Source organism: Geomonas sp., from assembly GCF_035254065.1.
Classification (GTDB): domain Bacteria; phylum Desulfobacterota; class Desulfuromonadia; order Geobacterales; family Geobacteraceae; genus Geomonas.
Window position 1 is genome coordinate 1 of sequence record NZ_DATFBA010000341.1, and the last position, 16,969, is coordinate 16,969.

14 protein-coding genes and 1 pseudogene are annotated in these 16,969 nt (G+C 62.0%); 13 read left to right on the forward strand and 2 right to left on the reverse strand.

Annotation, left to right across the window (positions count from 1 at the left end; translation table 11 throughout):
- Positions 1-295 precede the first annotated feature (295 nt).
- A complete protein-coding gene (locus VJ604_RS15800; protein WP_324084177.1) occupies positions 296-712 on the reverse strand; it encodes a bacteriohemerythrin in 417 nt (138 codons plus the stop codon).
- 222 nt (positions 713-934) lie between these two features.
- Between VJ604_RS15800 and VJ604_RS15805 the strand changes: the two genes are divergently transcribed.
- Positions 935-1,903 carry a divergent polysaccharide deacetylase family protein gene (locus VJ604_RS15805; protein ID WP_324084179.1) on the forward strand — a complete coding sequence of 323 codons (969 nt, stop codon included), beginning with the start codon at positions 935-937 and terminating at the stop codon, positions 1,901-1,903.
- Positions 1,904-2,050: 147 nt separating this feature from the next.
- Here the strand turns inward: VJ604_RS15805 and VJ604_RS15810 are convergent, their stop codons facing one another.
- Positions 2,051-3,433 carry a ParA family protein gene (locus tag VJ604_RS15810; RefSeq protein WP_324084181.1) on the reverse strand — a complete coding sequence of 461 codons (1,383 nt, stop codon included), beginning with the start codon at positions 3,431-3,433 and terminating at the stop codon, positions 2,051-2,053.
- A gap of 378 nt (positions 3,434-3,811) precedes the next feature.
- Between VJ604_RS15810 and xseA the strand changes: the two are divergent.
- The 12 genes and pseudogenes from xseA to VJ604_RS15870 form a co-directional block, all read left to right on the forward strand.
- A pseudogene (xseA, locus tag VJ604_RS15815) lies at positions 3,812-5,140 on the forward strand (exodeoxyribonuclease VII large subunit); the annotation flags it as partial.
- Between the two features lie 286 nt (positions 5,141-5,426).
- Positions 5,427-5,654 carry an exodeoxyribonuclease VII small subunit gene (locus tag VJ604_RS15820; RefSeq protein WP_324084183.1) on the forward strand — a complete coding sequence of 76 codons (228 nt, stop codon included), beginning with the start codon at positions 5,427-5,429 and terminating at the stop codon, positions 5,652-5,654.
- Positions 5,655-5,779: 125 nt separating this feature from the next.
- Positions 5,780-6,667: a polyprenyl synthetase family protein gene (locus VJ604_RS15825; RefSeq protein WP_324084185.1), complete on the forward strand. Its 888-nt coding sequence runs from the start codon at positions 5,780-5,782 to the stop codon at positions 6,665-6,667.
- On the forward strand, positions 6,668-8,551 hold the full coding sequence (gene dxs, locus VJ604_RS15830; protein ID WP_324084187.1) for a 1-deoxy-D-xylulose-5-phosphate synthase: 1,884 nt from the start codon (positions 6,668-6,670) through the stop codon (positions 8,549-8,551).
- Positions 8,552-8,801: 250 nt separating this feature from the next.
- Positions 8,802-10,184 carry a peptidase MA family metallohydrolase gene (locus VJ604_RS15835; RefSeq protein WP_324084188.1) on the forward strand — a complete coding sequence of 461 codons (1,383 nt, stop codon included), beginning with the start codon at positions 8,802-8,804 and terminating at the stop codon, positions 10,182-10,184.
- A 33-nt stretch (positions 10,185-10,217) separates the two neighbouring features.
- Entirely contained in the window at positions 10,218-10,595 is a 378-nt protein-coding gene (locus tag VJ604_RS15840) for a holo-[acyl-carrier-protein] synthase (protein ID WP_324084190.1), read from the forward strand.
- The gene (locus VJ604_RS15845) at positions 10,596-12,152 is read left to right on the forward strand and encodes an NAD(P)H-hydrate dehydratase (RefSeq protein ID WP_324084192.1); all 1,557 of its coding nucleotides are present in this window, start codon (positions 10,596-10,598) and stop codon (positions 12,150-12,152) included.
- Positions 12,153-12,397: 245 nt separating this feature from the next.
- Positions 12,398-12,847 carry a CBS domain-containing protein gene (locus VJ604_RS15850; protein ID WP_324084195.1) on the forward strand — a complete coding sequence of 150 codons (450 nt, stop codon included), beginning with the start codon at positions 12,398-12,400 and terminating at the stop codon, positions 12,845-12,847.
- Between the two features lie 5 nt (positions 12,848-12,852).
- The gene (gene tsaE, locus VJ604_RS15855) at positions 12,853-13,344 is read left to right on the forward strand and encodes a tRNA (adenosine(37)-N6)-threonylcarbamoyltransferase complex ATPase subunit type 1 TsaE (protein WP_324084196.1); all 492 of its coding nucleotides are present in this window, start codon (positions 12,853-12,855) and stop codon (positions 13,342-13,344) included.
- Positions 13,345-13,600: 256 nt separating this feature from the next.
- Positions 13,601-14,818: an aspartate kinase gene (locus VJ604_RS15860; protein ID WP_324084198.1), complete on the forward strand. Its 1,218-nt coding sequence runs from the start codon at positions 13,601-13,603 to the stop codon at positions 14,816-14,818.
- 129 nt (positions 14,819-14,947) lie between these two features.
- Positions 14,948-16,531, forward strand: a complete 1,584-nt coding sequence (gene cimA / locus VJ604_RS15865; RefSeq protein ID WP_324084200.1) for a citramalate synthase — start codon at positions 14,948-14,950, stop codon at positions 16,529-16,531.
- A partial coding sequence (locus VJ604_RS15870) for an SLBB domain-containing protein (RefSeq protein WP_324084202.1) occupies positions 16,531-16,969 on the forward strand: 439 nt, incomplete at its 3' end. The genes cimA and VJ604_RS15870, both read left to right, overlap by 1 nt.

A 16,969-nucleotide genomic window follows, 5' to 3' on the forward strand; every position in this document is an offset into this window, starting at 1 on the left:
CTGTGTTGGATGTCTATTTCCAGCACACCGATTGATAAAGAGTCTTGCCACTGAACCAAAGTAATTCTCCGGAAAGTTAATTTAGGCGAGGATAGTCACGCCAGGTCGTAATTTACCGTAGACCGGCCCATTTTATCAACAATTTTAATGGCGATCGCGAGACCGTGTCGTCAACAATACCAGTCTGTTGGGCGTGGAGTAAGGATGCATATTGTGGGAGTGGAGAGTTAGGAGAGGTGAATGAATCAGGCTGGACAGAAGCTGGCGGGCCTGGCGCCTTATGAAGTCTTTGCTTTTAGAAATTGGTGGTCATCCCCCCGTCCGCCATGAATTTACCTAGTGCCTTATCCATGGTCGAGACATGCCTCACCAGCCATCCGGCCATGAAGTTGGTGATGGCAGATACCAGGCTCTGCTGAGGGCCTTCATCCTTCAGCTGTTTCTTCAGTTTGCGGACCTCCGCGGCGAAAGCCAGGTGCTGTGCCCGGTGTTTCTCAAAATCGGGGAAAGCTACCCGCTGCATCAATTCTTCCTCGTCCTTGAAATGGGCGAGGGCGTATGCCTCCAGGAACCAGCATAGACGGTAGATGGCGTCCTCCTCCTCTTGCCTGCCGCAGGCCGCAACGAAGGTGTTGAACTGCTCGAACAGCATTCTGTGCTGGATGTCGACCTCAGAGACCCCTATGCTGAGACTGTCCTGCCACTCGGCCACCTTATCCTCCTGGTTAACTCCACACCGTAAATGGTGAAAGGCATCCATGAGTTATAGCTAACTGGTACCTTTTTTCAACTACCCCATGTGCCCCTCAAATGTGTTGCATTGAACCGCTTGTCCCTATAGTATCTGCTACCGCTCAGCCGCTGGTCGGCTGCGGGACGATACAAATTCGCGACGACCGGCGTCGGGCCGCCGCATGCAGCAGTAGGAGGTTTTGTGGCACGCAAGGGTAGGGGAAGGGCGATCAACAGACGGAAATCATCTAAGGGGGGAGGGAAGGCGCTCGTCGCGCTGGCGGTTGTGGCGGTGCTGATAGTCGGGGGCTATTTCCTGCTGCAGAAGAGCCGCAAGCCTGCTCCCCAGCCGAAGTCGAAACCCGCACAGGTCACGACTGAGCGGCAGCCACTGCCTCCCCGTGTTCCCGTTCAGGCCCAAGTCTCGTCAGTCTCCCCCACGGCTCCCGCCGCCAAGCCTGCTTCGGTCGCCAAGCCCGAGACTCCGGTGGTACCGCAGGCAAAAGGGCCCGGCCGTGTCGCCATCGTCATCGACGACATGGGGACCAACCTGCAGGAACTCCAGGCGCTGATGTCGATCAAGCTTCCGCTGACCTTCTCGGTCATTCCAAGCCTCGCACATGCCAAAGGGGTCGCCGAAGCCGCACATGGCGCCGGTTACCAGGTGATGATCCACATGCCGATGGAGCCCGAAGGGTATCCTAAGCAGCGGATGGAGAGCATCGGGTTGCTCCTCTCCATGGACGACCAGGAGATCTCCGACCGGGTGAACGGCTATTTCCGCACGGTCCCCTATGCCATTGGCGCCAACAACCACATGGGTTCCCGATTCACCCAGGATGCAGGAAAGATGGAGGTGGCGCTGAAGGTGCTGCAGGAAAAGGGGGTCTTCTTCATCGACAGCAGGACGGCGCCCAAGTCGGCGGGATACAGAGTTGCTCGAACTTTGGGAATGAAATGCGCGGAGCGGCAGGTCTTTCTGGACAACGTGCAGGACGAAGCCGCCATCAGGAAGCAGCTGATGCAGGCTGCCGGCATTGCCAGAAAGCGCGGGGCAGCGATAGCGATCTGCCACCCGCACCAGGCCACCATCAGGACGCTGAAATCAGCAATGCCGGAGCTGGCCAAATCCGGCATCACCTTTGTCTATGTCTCGACCCTGGTGAAATAGGCGGACCTTCTCCCGGAGAGAGTCAGGACGAGTGGGTACCTGGCTGTCGTGAAGGCATCAAACGAAAAAAAGGCACCCATCTGCAGTGAGGGGTGCCTTTTCTCTCTACTATTAGCGATTACGTCCGCTTACGTCCCTTCCCGGTTGCTAAACTGCCGAAACTTGGGCCGCGATCCTCTTTTTCAGCTTCACCATCTCCCGGTAGTTATCCTCAACGAGGATGGAGGCCGGATTGTCGCCGCTCACCGGATGCACCATCAGGAAGGCATCCCTCAGCTGTCCTTCGTATCCCCCCAGGGTCCCGGTAACCATGCCGGTCAGCAGATCCTGCCCAGCTTGGTCTGCCAGAGGATACTGCTTTTTCAGCAGTTCATTCCCCTGCAGGTCGAAGCGGTGGAAATGGATGGTGTCGGTGCTGTCCTCCTCGCCGCGGTTGAGCACGAAAACCGACTGGCGCGCGGTCTGGTGGATCATCATGCGGGTCGGGTCCTCGGCGGGAAGTTCCCGGTCGATCCTGAAGATGGCGGACAGCAGGAAGCTCGTGAAGCAGTCTGCCTCGATATAGCCGCAGGTCGCGCCATCGGAGCTCTCGCAGTAGTAGGCGATCTGGGATTCCTGACCGAGTTCCTTGCCGCACACCAGGCATTCGCTCTTCAGGCCGGTCAGCCTGCCGAAATAGGCTTCCTTCTTGCGCTGGTCCTCTTCCTTTTGCCAGTTGTCGAACAGCAGCGCCCTTGGCTCCGAGGTTTCCTTGTACTCGGCGACCGCGGTCTGGGCCAGGGCGGTGAACTGCCCGTAGACGTCGGTGCCGCGCCCGTGGGTGAGGATGGGGTAGATCCTGCCGTCGGGGTTGGTATTGAGACTCTCCACCTTCGGGCTCTTGGAGATGAAGGTGTCGGAGCAGCGGTAGCCGCGGTTGATGGCGAAGGCCTTGAGCAGCGTCTTTTGGTCCTTGAACATGCCGTCGAACTTGATGCGCTCGTCGATCAGGCAGGGGATCAGCGAAAGGCTTTTGCGGTCCAGGCCGCGCTTGTCGAACAACTCGAAGATGTTCTTGCAGTTGTCCATGCTGGCCATGTCCTTGATCGGGACAAGAACCCGGTCCGCCGCGAAGAGGGCGTTCTGGGTCATGACGTCGAGGTCCGGCCTGGTATCCACGATCAGGATGCCGGGGATCTCCGATTCCGCCAGTATCCGCGCCAGCACCATCGGTCCCTTGAAGGTTCCCCTCAGGTCCGGCAGCGAGTTGGAGGAGGGGATGTAGTTCACGCCGTACTGGCCGGTGTGCAAAAGGTCGCAACCCCGGGTGTCCTGGAGCAGCTCCGCAACCGTTCCCGTCTGCTTCTGTCCCTTGATGGCGAACATCTTGTCGATGGTGAAGTGGTTGTCGAACGAGAAGATGGAGACCGGCAGGTCCTCGTCGATCGCCTTCAGGAAGATAGCCAGGTTGGTTGCCAGAGTCGTCTTGCCCACTCCCCCTTTTTCAGAGGAGACCGTTATAACATAAGGGTAATTTTTCATGGCGCGCATATTAACATCGAGAACCGGGTCGGTCAACCGGTTTGACAGTGAGTGCCGCACATGATAGAAACTCAACTTCTGCTTATAAAACGATCACTCACAGAGATGCTCAGAGTGTACGGGGATGCCCTTTAGAAAGTGTTCGCCCTCAATCCCTCGCCCTCCGGGAGAGGGTGGCCGAAGGCCGGGTGAGGGATGTCTCAATTACTGTGACAGTCACGCAATTTCACAATAGCACAGTGCAATCCCCGACAACACGTAGCACTCTCTCTGTGCCATTTCCCCTCACCCTGACCCTCTCCCGTCGGGAGAGGGAATGTCCAAGGTAGTGGACGGCAGCTGCCAAGTTTTGTAGCTGATCCCCTTGATCCTCCGTGTGGAGCCTGAATGGAACTTTTCAAAGAGCGCCGTGTCCTCACCGTCAGCGCGCTGACCTCACTCATCCGAGGATTGCTGGAGGAGAATTTCGACCAGGTCTGGGTGGAAGGGGAGATCTCCAACTTCGCCTGTCCGCAGTCGGGGCACTGCTACTTCACCCTCAAGGATGCCGGCGCCCAGATTCGCTGCGTTATGTTCCGCGGCTCCGCCCGCACGCTTAAGTTCGTCCCCAAGGACGGCATGCGCGTCATCGTCCGCGGCCGCCTGACGGTCTTCGAGCCACGCGGCGAGTACCAGATGGTGGCGGAGTACATGGAGCCGCAGGGGATCGGGGGGCTGCAGCTTGCCTTCATCCAGCTCAAGGAACGCCTGGCCAAGGAAGGGCTGTTTTCCGAGCTGCACAAGAAGGAGATCCCGAAACTCCCCCAACGGATCGGGGTGGTCACCTCGCCGACCGGTGCCGCCATCAGAGATATCCTCACCGTGCTCTCCCGCCGGTTCGCCAATGTCCAACTCCTGATCGCGCCGGTCCGGGTGCAGGGGGAAGGCGCTGCGCTGGAAATCGCCGAGGCCATTGACGACCTCAACCGGGTCGGCAACCTCGACGTCATGATCGTCGGTCGCGGCGGCGGATCCCTTGAGGACCTGTGGGCATTCAACGAAGAGGTCGTTGCACGCGCCATTTTCCGATCCGCGATTCCGGTCATTTCGGCGGTGGGGCACGAGATCGATTTCACCATCGCCGATTTCGTCGCCGATCTGCGGGCCGCGACCCCTTCCGCCGCCGCCGAACTGGTGGTCCGGAGCAAGAAGGAGCTGACCGCCGAGCTGGAGGCGCTTAGCCACCGTCTGGAGGTGGCTCAACTGCGCCGGCTGGACAGGATGAGGGCCGACGTCTCCCTCCTGAGCCGGGCGATAACTGATCCGAGCCGAATTCTGGGCCACATGGCGCAGCGGGTCGACAGCCTTGAGGCGAGACTGGTGCGGGAGATTGGCGTGCTGCTGGACAGGCATGGCGAAAGGATCGTGACCCTGTCGGGCAGGCTCTCACAGCAGAGCCCCGCTCTCACCCTGAAGCGGACCTCCGAACGGCTGGAGGCCCTGTCCTTCCGTATGGACCAGGCTATGACGCGCCGCCTGGCGATCTGCGGGGAAAGCCTGCGGCTGGCCTCCGGGACGCTGAACGCAGTCTCGCCGCTGGCCACCTTGTCCCGCGGCTACAGCATCACCAGGAAACTGCCGCGCCGCACTGTGATCAGGGACAGCCGCAAGATCGCGCCGGGGGATCGGCTGGAACTCAATTTCGCCGCCGGAGGGGCGCTGTGCCGGGTCGAGGAGACGCTGCCTCCGGTAGAAATTCCAGCGGAACCCCATCCTCACCCTGTCCCCGCCTTCACCAAGGCTACGGCGGGCATGCCTCCCCTTGAAGGGGAGGGGACGCTTGGGCGGCAGGGAAGCTGATGCCGAGGCTTATCCCCTAAAGCGACTTATCTATCCAACCAGCAACTCTCCCTCCCTTTCAAGGGGAGGGCAGGGGTGAGGATGGGGTAAACAAGACTGCAACAATCCTTGACGCACATACTGCAATCAGTATAATGTTGTTCTTTTTTAAAAGAGGTGCCTGATGGCGGTAGAGAAGTTCGAAACGTCGCTGAAAAAGCTCGAAGAAGTCGTTAAAAAACTCGAAGGTGGGGAGCTTTCCCTGGAGGACTCCCTGAAGGCTTTCGAGGAGGGAGTGAAGCACTCCGCATTCTGCAGCAAAAAGCTCAACGAGGCCGAGCGGCGGGTGGAACTCCTCATCAAGCAACGCGACGGCAGCTTCACCAAGAAGCCTTTCGAAGAGGAAGAGTAGTTAGCCGTTGCGCCTCTCGCCTTTACCTCCCTCTCCCGGAAGGAGAGGGGACATTCGGACGGGCAGACCTAGTCCAACTTCATATAAACGTCAAATAGTTCCTACACCGAAAGTGAGACCATAGAATGGATCTGAAAGCGTACTTAACACAGAGATGCCAGCTGGTAGACCAGGCCCTGGAGGGAGTCCTCCCGGCCGCAACCGAACTTCCCGCTTCCCTGCATGCCTCCATGCGCTACTCGGTCTTCGCGGGCGGCAAACGGGTGCGCCCGGTGCTGATGCTGGCGGCCTGCGATGCGGTGGGTGGGGAGCTTGAGAAGGCGATACCCGCTGCCTGCGCCATGGAGATGATCCATACCTACTCGCTGATCCACGACGATCTCCCCGCCATGGACGATGACGACTTCCGCCGTGGCAACCCCACCAACCACAAGGTGTACGGCGAGGCGACCGCCATCCTGGCCGGCGACGCGCTGCTCACCGAGGCTTTCATCCTCCTCTCCAAGGAGGACGGCGGTGACCCGGCGGCGAGGATCAAGGTGATCCAGGAGATCGCCACCGCCTCCGGTTCGCGCGGCATGGTCGGTGGCCAGGTGGTCGATATGGAGAGCGAAGGGAAGCCGGAACAGATCGATATCGCTACCCTCTCCTACATCCACACCCATAAGACCGGCGCCCTGATCCGCGCCTCGGTGCGGGCCGGAGCGATCCTCGGTGGTGCCGACGAGGAGCGGCTGGCCTCCCTTACCCGCTACGCCGAGGCCATCGGCCTCGCCTTCCAGATCGCCGATGACATCCTCGACGTGGAAGGGACCACCGAGGAGCTCGGCAAGGATGCGGGCTCCGACGAGGCGCGCGGCAAGGCGACCTATCCCGCGCTGGTCGGGCTGGAGGCATCCAAGGCGCGCGCGCAGGAGCTGGTGGATATGGCGCTGGAGGCCCTGGCTGGCTTCGACGAGCGGGCAGAGCCACTGCGGGCCATCGCTTCCTACATCGTGAAGAGGAAATCGTAAATGCCGTCGATTCTCAGTAAGATCACCGATCCGCGTCAGCTCAAGAAACTCTCGCTGCGGGAGCTCGACCAGCTGGCAGCCGAGCTCCGCGAGCGGATCATCGACACCTGCGCCGCCAACGGCGGCCACCTCGCCCCGAGCCTGGGGGTGGTGGAACTGACCATCGCGCTGCACCGGGTCTTCGACTCCCCCCTGGACAAGATCGTGTGGGACGTGGGCCATCAGGCCTACGCCCACAAGCTGCTGACCGGGCGCAACGAGGTCTTCGGCACCCTGCGCACGCTGGGCGGCATCAGCGGCTTTCCCAAACGGGCGGAATCGCCGCACGACTGCTTCGACGTCGGCCACTCCTCCACCTCGATCTCCGCGGCCCTGGGCTGCGCGGTCGGGCGCGACCTGAAGGGGGAGCGCAACAAGGTGCTGGCGGTGATCGGGGACGGCTCCATGACCGGTGGCATCGCCTACGAGGGGCTGAACCACGCCGGCGAGCTGAACAAGGACCTGGTGGTCATCCTCAACGACAACGAGATGTCCATCTCCCCCAACGTGGGCGCCATGTCGACCCTCCTCTCCCGCACCATAACCAGCGAGTTCGTGCACAAGGCGAAGAAGGACCTGGAGGCGTTCCTGGAGTCGATGCCGATGTTCGGCCGCTCCGCCTTGAAGGTCGCCAAGAGGGCCGAGGAGTCGCTGAAGGGGCTCTTTACGCCGGGGATGCTGTTCGAAGCCTTCGGGTTTGAATACATCGGTCCCATCGACGGGCACGACATCCCGCTGCTTTTGCAGACCTTCGAAGCAGTCAAGCGCTTCGACGACGCCGTGTTGATCCACGTGATCACCAAGAAGGGGAAAGGGTATCCGGCTGCCGAGGCCAACCCCTCGCTTTTCCATGGCGTGGGGCCCTTCGAGAAGGCAACTGGCAAGGTGCTCAAGGGGAAAGGTGGCGCCGCCTCCTACACCGGCATCTTCGGCGAGGCGATCAGGAAGCTTGCCCGTGACAACGAGAAGATCGTGGCGGTTAGCGCCGCCATGCCGGACGGCACCGGTCTTAGCCCCTTCGCCAAGGAGTTCCCAACCCGCTTCTTCGACGTGGGGATCGCCGAGCAGCACGCGGTCACCTTCGCCGCTGGCCTGGCCGCCGAAGGGTTCCGGCCGGTGGTGGCCCTCTATTCGTCCTTCCTGCAGCGCGGTTTCGACCAGCTCTGCCATGACGTCTGCCTGCAGGAGCTCCCGGTGCTGTTCGCCATCGACCGAGCCGGGGTAGTCGGGAACGACGGGCCGACCCATCACGGGGTCTTCGACCTGAGCTACCTGCGCCAGCTCCCTGGCCTCACCGTGATGGCGCCCAAGGACGAGAACGAGCTCCAGCACATGCTGTTCACTGCCCTCAACCTGGACGGCCCTGCCGCTGTTCGCTACCCGCGCGGCAACGGTTTCGGCGTTCCCATCGACCAGATCTTCAAGGAGCTGCCGGTCGGCAAGGGGGAACTGGTCCGTAAAGGGAAGGACGGCGCCATCATCGCCATCGGCACCATGGTGCAGGCGGCCGTGGAGGCAGCCGAGGAGCTCGCCAAGGAAGGGGTGGAACTTTCCGTCATGAACGCCCGCTTCGTGAAGCCCATCGACCGCGACCTCATCATCCAGCTGTGCGGCACCGGGATGCTCTTCACCCTGGAGGACAACGTGCTGCAGGGGGGCTTTGGCACCGCCGTCTTGGAGGTTCTCGAGGAGGAAGGGATCATCGGCGTCAAGGTCACCCGCCTGGGCTACCCGGACAGCTACGTCGAGCAGGGCGAGCAGGCGGAACTCAAAGCCGCCTACGGCCTGGACGTCCCGGGTGTAGTAAAGAGTGTGAGGAAGGCCAGGGGCGCCGCTGCCGCCTAACTCCAGCTTCGTGTCCTTTGCTGACCGCCCCCGTCCGAAAGTCCCCTCTCCCCCCGGGAGAGGGCTATGGTGAGGGAATCCGGCGTATCTGACCCTGCTGCCGGTGCAGCACGCCAACCCGTTCACCCTGAGCCTGTCGAAGGGGGCTTTTAAGAGAGTGCGGGGCTCCCTCACCCCGACCCTCTCCCGGAGGGAGAGGGGGAGATTGCCAAGTGGGAGTATGTATCTTGACGCTCCATTAGGCGGACAGATGACCTCAACTGCACGCTTCACCTCATATCTTTTCCTGGTGCTCGGCCTGCTCTCCGATCCCGTCAGTGCCGCCCAATCTCTCTCCTCGACCTCAAATGCCAACCAGTCCTTGAAGGATCGGGAAGAAAAGGTGGTCGAGGAGCTGCAAAGAAGGGTCTCACTCTACCCTTACAATCAATCGATACGACTTCAGCTGGCCACCGTTTATGAGAGACTCGGTGAGCGCGACCTCAACGTAAGCCGCTATGGTGAGGCTGCCGAGTATTACCGCCTGGCTCACGAACTATTCCCTGACGATCACACGTATGGTTATAAGCGCGGAGTCGCCCTCTATCTTGACAAGAACTACGAAGCTGCACGCGCTGAATTCGAGCAGGCCGGTTCCAGCGCCGGCACGCTCTGGTATCTCGGCAGTATCAGCTACGCCACCGGCGACCTAACGGGCGCGCTGGACAAGTGGCGCAAGGCGCTGGATCTGGAGCCGGACAACAAGACCATCCAAGCGCTGATCAAGAAGGCCGAGCGTGAGCTGCCAGTGGAGTCAAAGATGGACAAGGGCTATAGCTCCATGTTCGACCTGACCTTCGATGGCGAGCTCCCTCCGGGGCTTTCCGCCGAGGTTCTCGATGCCCTCGAAAATGCCTACAACTCCGTCGGCGCAGATCTCGGACTTTTCCCAAACACCAGAATCCCGGTGCTGCTCTACACCCAGGGTGACTACAGCAGAGTGACTGCCACGCCGGACTGGTCCGGTGGTCTCTACGACGGCAAGATCCGGCTCCCGGTCGCCGGGGTCACCAAACTCACCGACGAACTCCGCTCCGCTATCCGTCACGAGTACACGCACGTCGTCATTGGCGAGATCACCCACGGCAACATCCCTACCTGGTTGAATGAGGGGCTGGCTGAGGTAGAGGGCCGCAAGGAGATAAGCCTGCCAAGGGTTGAGCTGAACCAAGCAGCAAAAAAGGGCCGGCTGCTCTCGATGAAGACGCTTTCCGGCTCCTTCCATTCCATGGGAACCGGTGAGGCTTTCCTCGCCTATGAGCAGAGCTATTCGATGGCCGACTTCATGGTTACCACCTATGGCTGGTACGCCATCCAGTCGATCCTGACGTCCCTTGGGGAAAACGCCAACATCGAGACCGCGGTCTCCAAAGCGCTGGCCAACTACTCGCTCGACCTGCCGACCGTGCTCAAGGAATGGAGGGAGTCGCTGACCAAGACGGAAAAGCTCTCCGCCTCAGCAACGGATAAACAGGGAGGAGTAGAGGTTAATAAGCAGAGCACAGTAGAGGTGGGCAAGCAGGCCGCACCGGAGGCTGATAAACAGGTCGTGCCCGAGGCGAGCAAAGAGCCTGCTTCAGAGTCGAAAGAGTAGTTTCCGCAGCTACATGAACGTAAAGGACGAAGCATGATCTACGGCACCGGCATCGACATCGTCGAGATAGCGAGATTCCATCGTTTCCAGGAGCAGGGAAACGATGCCCTGTTCAAACGGCTCTTCACGGAGGCTGAGATCGCTTACTGTGCGCCGAAAAAACAGAGCGCGCAGCACTACGCCCTCCGTTTCGCGGCCAAGGAGTCTTTTCTGAAGGCCTTGGGCACCGGTCTGCGCGACGGGCTTAGCTGGCACGATATCGAGGTGGTGAACGACGAGTTGGGCAAGCCCGAGTTGAAGCTGTACGGGCGCGCCCAGGAGATGTTCCGCAAGGCGGGGCTCAGCTCCTGTTTCGTCTCCCTTTCACACGACGCGGGATGCGCCGTCGCCATGGTGGTACTGGAGCGCTAGATGAAGGTCGTGAGCGGGCAGGTCATGCAGTCGATGGATCAGCGGGCCATTGGGGAGTTCGGCGTCCCCGGGCCCACCCTGATGGAGAACGCCGGCCGAAGCTGCGCAGACGCGATCAGCGAGGCCTTTGGCCCCGGGGAGGGAAAGCGTGCGCTGATCGTGGCCGGCAAGGGGAATAACGGCGGCGACGGCTTCGTGATCTCGCGGCTTCTCGGCGAGCGCGGCTGGGACGCCCCGGTGCTCCTTCTGGCCTCTCCGGAAGCGGTTACCGGCGACGCCGCGGCCAACCTGGCACGGCTGGAGCCGGGACGGGTCACCTTCGCCCCTGAAGGGGCGGCCGGGTATGCCGAACTGTTCCGAACCGCCACCATCATCGTGGACGCGCTCTTGGGGACCGGCGTCAAGAGCGAGGTGACCGGGATCTATGGTGAGGCCATCGACCTCATCAACGCGGCAGGGGTGCCGGTGGTCGCGGTCGACATCCCATCCGGAGTCGATGCGGCGAACGGCAAGATCCTCGGCCGGGCTGTGCAGGCGGACCTGACGGTGAGCTTCGCGCTTGCCAAGCTCGGCAACATCCTGTATCCCGGCGGCGAGCGGTGCGGAAGGCTGCTGGTGCGGGAGATCGGCATGCCGCAGCCGGTGGTCAACGAGGCCCCAGGGGCCGACTTCGTCGACCTCGAGCGTGCCGCCGAGCTGTTCAGGCCTCGTCCGCTGGCCGCCCACAAGGGAAGCAGCGGCCACTGCCTGGTGATCGCGGGCGCCACCGGAAAAACGGGGGCCGCGGCCATGGCGGCCAACAGCGCGGTGCGTACCGGCTCCGGCTTGGTGACCCTGGCGGTGCCCACCGCCCTGAACCCCATCCTGGAGGTGAAGAGCACGGAGGCGATGACCATCCCGGTGGGGAGGCCCGGCTCCCGGCATTTTCAGGCCGGAGCGCTCAGACAGCTTCTCGCCTCTGCGGAGGGGAAGCAGGTGGTTGCCCTTGGGCCCGGTATCGGGCCCCATCCCTCGACGGTATTTCTGGTACACTCGCTGATGGCTTCCCTCCACCAGGCGCTGGTCATCGACGCCGACGGCCTGAACGCGGTGGCCGCGGCACCGGAGACCTTGCTGGCCAGGCGTGGCAGGGTGACCGTGCTTACCCCCCATCCCGGCGAGATGGCCCGGCTGACCGGGCTCACCGTCGCGCAGGTGGAGGCGGACCGGATCGGCTGCGCCCGCGAGTTCGCTGCCAGCTACCAGGTCCACCTGATCCTCAAGGGCGCCCGCAGCATCATCGCCGCCCCCGACGGGAGCATCGCCATCAACGGCAGCGGCAACCCAGGCATGGCAAGCGGCGGGATGGGAGACGTGCTGACCGGCATCGTCGCCTCGCTGGCAGGGCAGGGGTATCCCCCGTTCGACGCCTGTTGCCTGGGCGCCTTCCTGCACGGCTTCGCCGCCGACCTCTTGGTCGAGAGGCTGGGAACCCAGGGCATGCGGGCCACCGACGTTCAGGAAATGCTCCCCGGGGCGCTCGCCAAAATCGCTGCCACAAGGGGTTCCCAAGCCTGAGATCATTCTATCAGCCGCCCTACAGTTCCCTCTCCCGAAGGGGGAGGGGCTAGGGAGGGGGAGCTCAGCTTCCAGACTGGACAGGGGGCCCCGCTCGGGGCAGCGCCCCCCCCTCCCAACCTCCCTCTTCGGGGGGAGGAGTGTCGGACAATCCGGCCGTACCGTATAATTTAACTGAGGTGATTTTTTTCCTGCCCCACCAACCGATTCGACGGGTGCCGGGGCACCGAGAAGGGGGATCAACCATGATGAAGGCAAAGGATGTCATGACGAAGGACGTCATCACGGTGCGTCGCGAGACGTCAGTGAGGGAACTCGCGCGGCTTTTTGCCGAGCGCCACATTAGCAGCGTCCCGGTGGTCGACGATGCCGGCAATCTGATCGGCATCGTTTCGGAGACCGACCTGGTGGAGCAGGACAAGAACCTGCACATCCCCACCGTGGTCTCCATCTTCGACTGGGTCATCTATCTGGAGAGCGGCAAGCGGTTCGAAAAGGAGCTGCAGAAGATGACCGGCCAGACGGTGGGTGACATCTACGCCGAAGAGGTGTTCAGCGTCGGCCCCGAGACCCCTCTGAGCGAGGTGGCCGACATCATGAGCACCCAAAGGGTCCATGCGGTGCCGGTAGTGGAGAGCGGTCGGGTGGTCGGCGTGGTGGCGCGCATCGACCTGATCAGGACCATGATCGGTTAGCCGCGATGCATACCGTTATCACCACGAGCAACGCCGAGACCGCCGAACTCGGCGCACGGCTGGGACGGCTCTTGAGGCCGGGGGATTTCATCGCCCTGGTCGGCGAGTTGGGCGCCGGCAAGACCCAGTTCGCCAAGGGGATCGCCACCGGCCTCGACGTTGATGCCGATACTCCCGTCACCAGCCCGACCTACACCATCCTCAACATCTACCAGGGGAGGGTTCCGCTCTATCACTTCGACCTCTACCGCCTGGAGAGCGCGGAGCAGGTCGAAGAACTCGGCTTCGACGAGTATTTCGCCGGTGACGGTGCCTGCGTGGTGGAGTGGGCTGAGCGCCTGGGAGACGAGGTCCCGGCGCAGGCGCTGATCGTCTCCTTCGCCCACGCCGGCGGCGACGAGAGGTCCATCTGCTTCACCCCCTCCGGCGTGCGCGGGAGGGCGCTTTTGGAACATTTATTTTCCCTGCCGCCGGCGCCCGACAGTGCCGGTTTTTAAGGGGAAGGGAGCGCCGAGCCCGCCCCGTCAACCTCAACGTGCTGTTTTATTGTGACTTTGTTTACACGATCCACAATCTCCGCCTTTTTGCCCGTTGCGCGTCGAAAGAGCGGTGCGGCCTGCCGCTTCCACAACACATCCTGGCACGGTAAAAAAATGTTTTGACCCGGTGGTTTATTCATAGTAATAAGGATGTTCCAACCGCCGGACGGTGCCGACCACGGCGGATCTACAGTAGAGAACAAGGAGGACTGACATGGCTTTGGTGGTCCAAAAATACGGCGGAACCTCGATGGGGTCTGTCGAAAGGATACGCAACGTCGCGAAGAGGGTGGCAAAGACTTACGACGCCGGCAACGATATGGTGGTGGTCGTCTCCGCCATGTCCGGTGAGACCAACAAGCTGGTGGCCCTGGCCAACGAGGTCTGCGAGTTCCCGGACGCACGCGAATACGACGTGCTGGTTGCCGCGGGCGAGCAGGTCTCCATCGCACTTTTGGCCATGTGCCTGAAATCCATGGGGTACAAGGCCAAGTCCTACCTCGGTTTCCAGATCCCGATCGTCACCGACAGCGCCTACAGCAAGGCCCGCATCGAGGAGATCCCGGACGACAAGGTGAGGGCTGACCTGAAGGACGGCTCCATCATCATCGTGGCGGGCTTCCAGGGGATCGACGCCACCGGCTCCATCACCACCCTGGGACGCGGCGGCTCCGACACCTCCGCGGTCGCCATGGCGGCCGCCCTGAAGGCCGACGTCTGCGAGATCTTCACCGACGTGGACGGCGTCTACACCACCGACCCCAACATCTGCCAGGACGCCAGGAAGATCGAGAAGATCTCCTACGAGGAGATGCTGGAGCTGGCCAGCCTGGGCGCCAAGGTGCTCCAGATCCGCTCCGTCGAGTTTGCTATGAAATACAACGTGGACGTCCACGTCCGCTCCAGTTTCAACGAAAATCTCGGAACCATGGTTACCAAGGAGGATAAAGATATGGAAGCAGTGCTCGTCTCCGGTATTGCATATGCCAAAGATGAAGTGAAGATAGCAGTCATGCAGGTGCCGGACAAGCCGGGCATCGCCGCCCAGCTCCTCTCGCCGCTCTCCGACGCCAACATCTCGGTGGACATGATCGTGCAGAACGTCTCCGAGGCCGGCTCCACCGACTTCACCTTCACGGTGACCAAGGCCGACTTCAAGAAGGCGCTCGCCATCACCAAGGAAGCCGCCGCCGCCGTCTCCGCCAAGGAAGTGCTCTCCGACGAGAACGTCAGCAAGATCTCCATCGTCGGCCTGGGGATGAGGAGCCACGCCGGTGTGGCCACCACCATGTTCCAGACCCTCGCCAAGGAAGGGATCAACATCCAGATGATCTCCACCTCCGAGATCAAGATCTCCGTGGTGATCGACGCCAAGTACACCGAGCTCGCCGTCAGGGTCCTGCACGACGCCTTCGGCCTCTCTGGCAAATAACCAACTGCAGTCCAAAGCAGTCTTCGTTCCACGAAAGGCGCCGCTTCTCCATGGGGAAGCGGCGCTTTTCCAAACCTGCTTCAAGGGCGGGGTGAACCGGCTTCACGGTTTTCTGAAAGGGTGGGGGATATGAGCCTGATAAAACTTTACGACACTACGCTGAGGGACGGAACACAGGCGGAGGACATCTCCTTCCTGGTCGAAGACAAGATCCGCATCGCCCACAAGCTGGACGAAAGCGGCATCCACTACATCGAGGGTGGCTGGCCGGGGAGCAACCCCAAGGACGTCGCCTTCTTCAAGGACATCAAGAAGGAGCGCCTCTCCCACGCCAAGATCTCGGCCTTCGGCTCGACCCGCCGCGCGAAGATCACCCCGGACAAGGACGACAACATCAAGAAGCTCGTGCAGTCGGAGGCGGACGCGGTCGCCATCTTCGGCAAGAGCTGGGATTTCCAGGTGCACGAGGCGCTCAGGATCCCGCTGGAGGAGAACCTCGAGCTGATCTACGACTCGCTCGCCTACCTGAAGGCCCGCATGCCGGAGGTCTTCTACGACGCCGAGCATTTCTTCGACGGCTACAAGGCGAACCCCGAGTACGCCATCAAGACCCTGAAGGCGGCCGAGCAGGCCGGCACCGACTGCATCATCCTGTGTGACACCAACGGCGGCACCATGCCCTACGAGATGGTCGAGATCATCAAGAAGGTCAAGCAGGCCGTCTCCACGCCGCTGGGTATCCACACCCACAACGACGGCGATTGCGCGGTGGCCAACTCCATCATCGCGGTCGAGCAGGGGATCGTGCAGGTGCAGGGGACCATCAACGGCTTCGGCGAGCGCTGCGGCAACGCCAACCTCTGCTCCATCATCCCGGCGCTGAAGGTGAAGATGGGGCTCAACTGCGTCACCGACGAGCAGCTCAGGCAGATGCGGGCTCTGTCCCGCTTCGTCTACGAGCTCGCCAACCTCGCCCCCAACAAGCACCAGGCCTACGTCGGCAACTCCGCCTTTGCCCACAAAGGCGGGGTGCACGTCTCCGCCATCCAGCGCCACCCGGAGACCTACGAGCACATGAGGCCCGAGTTGGTGGGGAACACCACCCGCGTGCTGGTCTCCGATCTCTCCGGCCGTGCCAACATCCTCGCCAAGGCGAGCGAGTTCAACATCAACCTGGACTCAAAGGACCCGGTCACCCTGGAGATCCTGGAGAACATCAAGTCCATGGAGAACCGCGGCTACCAGTTCGAGGGGGCCGAGGCCTCCTTCGAGCTCCTCATGAAGCGCGCGCTGGGGACCCACCGCAAGTTCTTCTCGCTGATCGGCTTCCGGGTGATCGACGAGAAGCGCCACGAGGACGAGTCCCCCATCTCGGAGGCGACCGTCAAGCTCAAGGTGGGTGGGAAGATCGAGCACACCGCCGCCGAGGGGTCCGGCCCGGTCAACGCGCTGGACAACGCGCTCCGGAAGGCGCTGGAGAAGTTCTACCCGAAACTCAAGGACGTGAAGCTGCACGATTACAAGGTGCGGGTGCTGCCGGCCGGGCAGGGGACCGCCTCGTCGATCCGGGTGCTGGTCGAGTCCGGCGACAAGGAAGGGCGCTGGGGCACGGTGGGGGTTTCCTCCAACGTGATCGAGGCCTCCTACCAGGCGCTGATCGATTCCATCGAGTACAAGCTCCACAAGGAAGAGGAGGGGGCGGCAGCCAAGTGATGCCGAGGGGCCAACGAGTAGCCCTTCTGTGCCTCGCCCTCCTGGTAACTCTTTCCCTGTACCTGAAAGGCCGCCTCTCCACCGCAACCGGTGGGGGCGCGGCCTTTTCTCGTCAGCAGGCCGGCGCCGTCACGGTCAGGCTTTCCGGTGACCTCCCGCGCCCCGGGGTGTACCGCTTCCCGCAGGGGACCACGGTGGCGGACGCCATTAAAATGACGGTACCTGAGGCCGCCACTGGCGCGCTTCGCGTAGAGGAGGGCGCTCGTATCCTCACCTCCGGCGACCTGCTGACGGTCGGCTGGCGCGACCGCCAGCTCACCCTCTGCACCACTACCAGGATGCCGGCCAAGGAGCTGATCCTCCTGGAGATTCCGCTGCAGGTCGACCTCTTGGGGGTCGAGGAGTGGGAATCTCTGCCCGGTATCGGCCCGGTCCTGG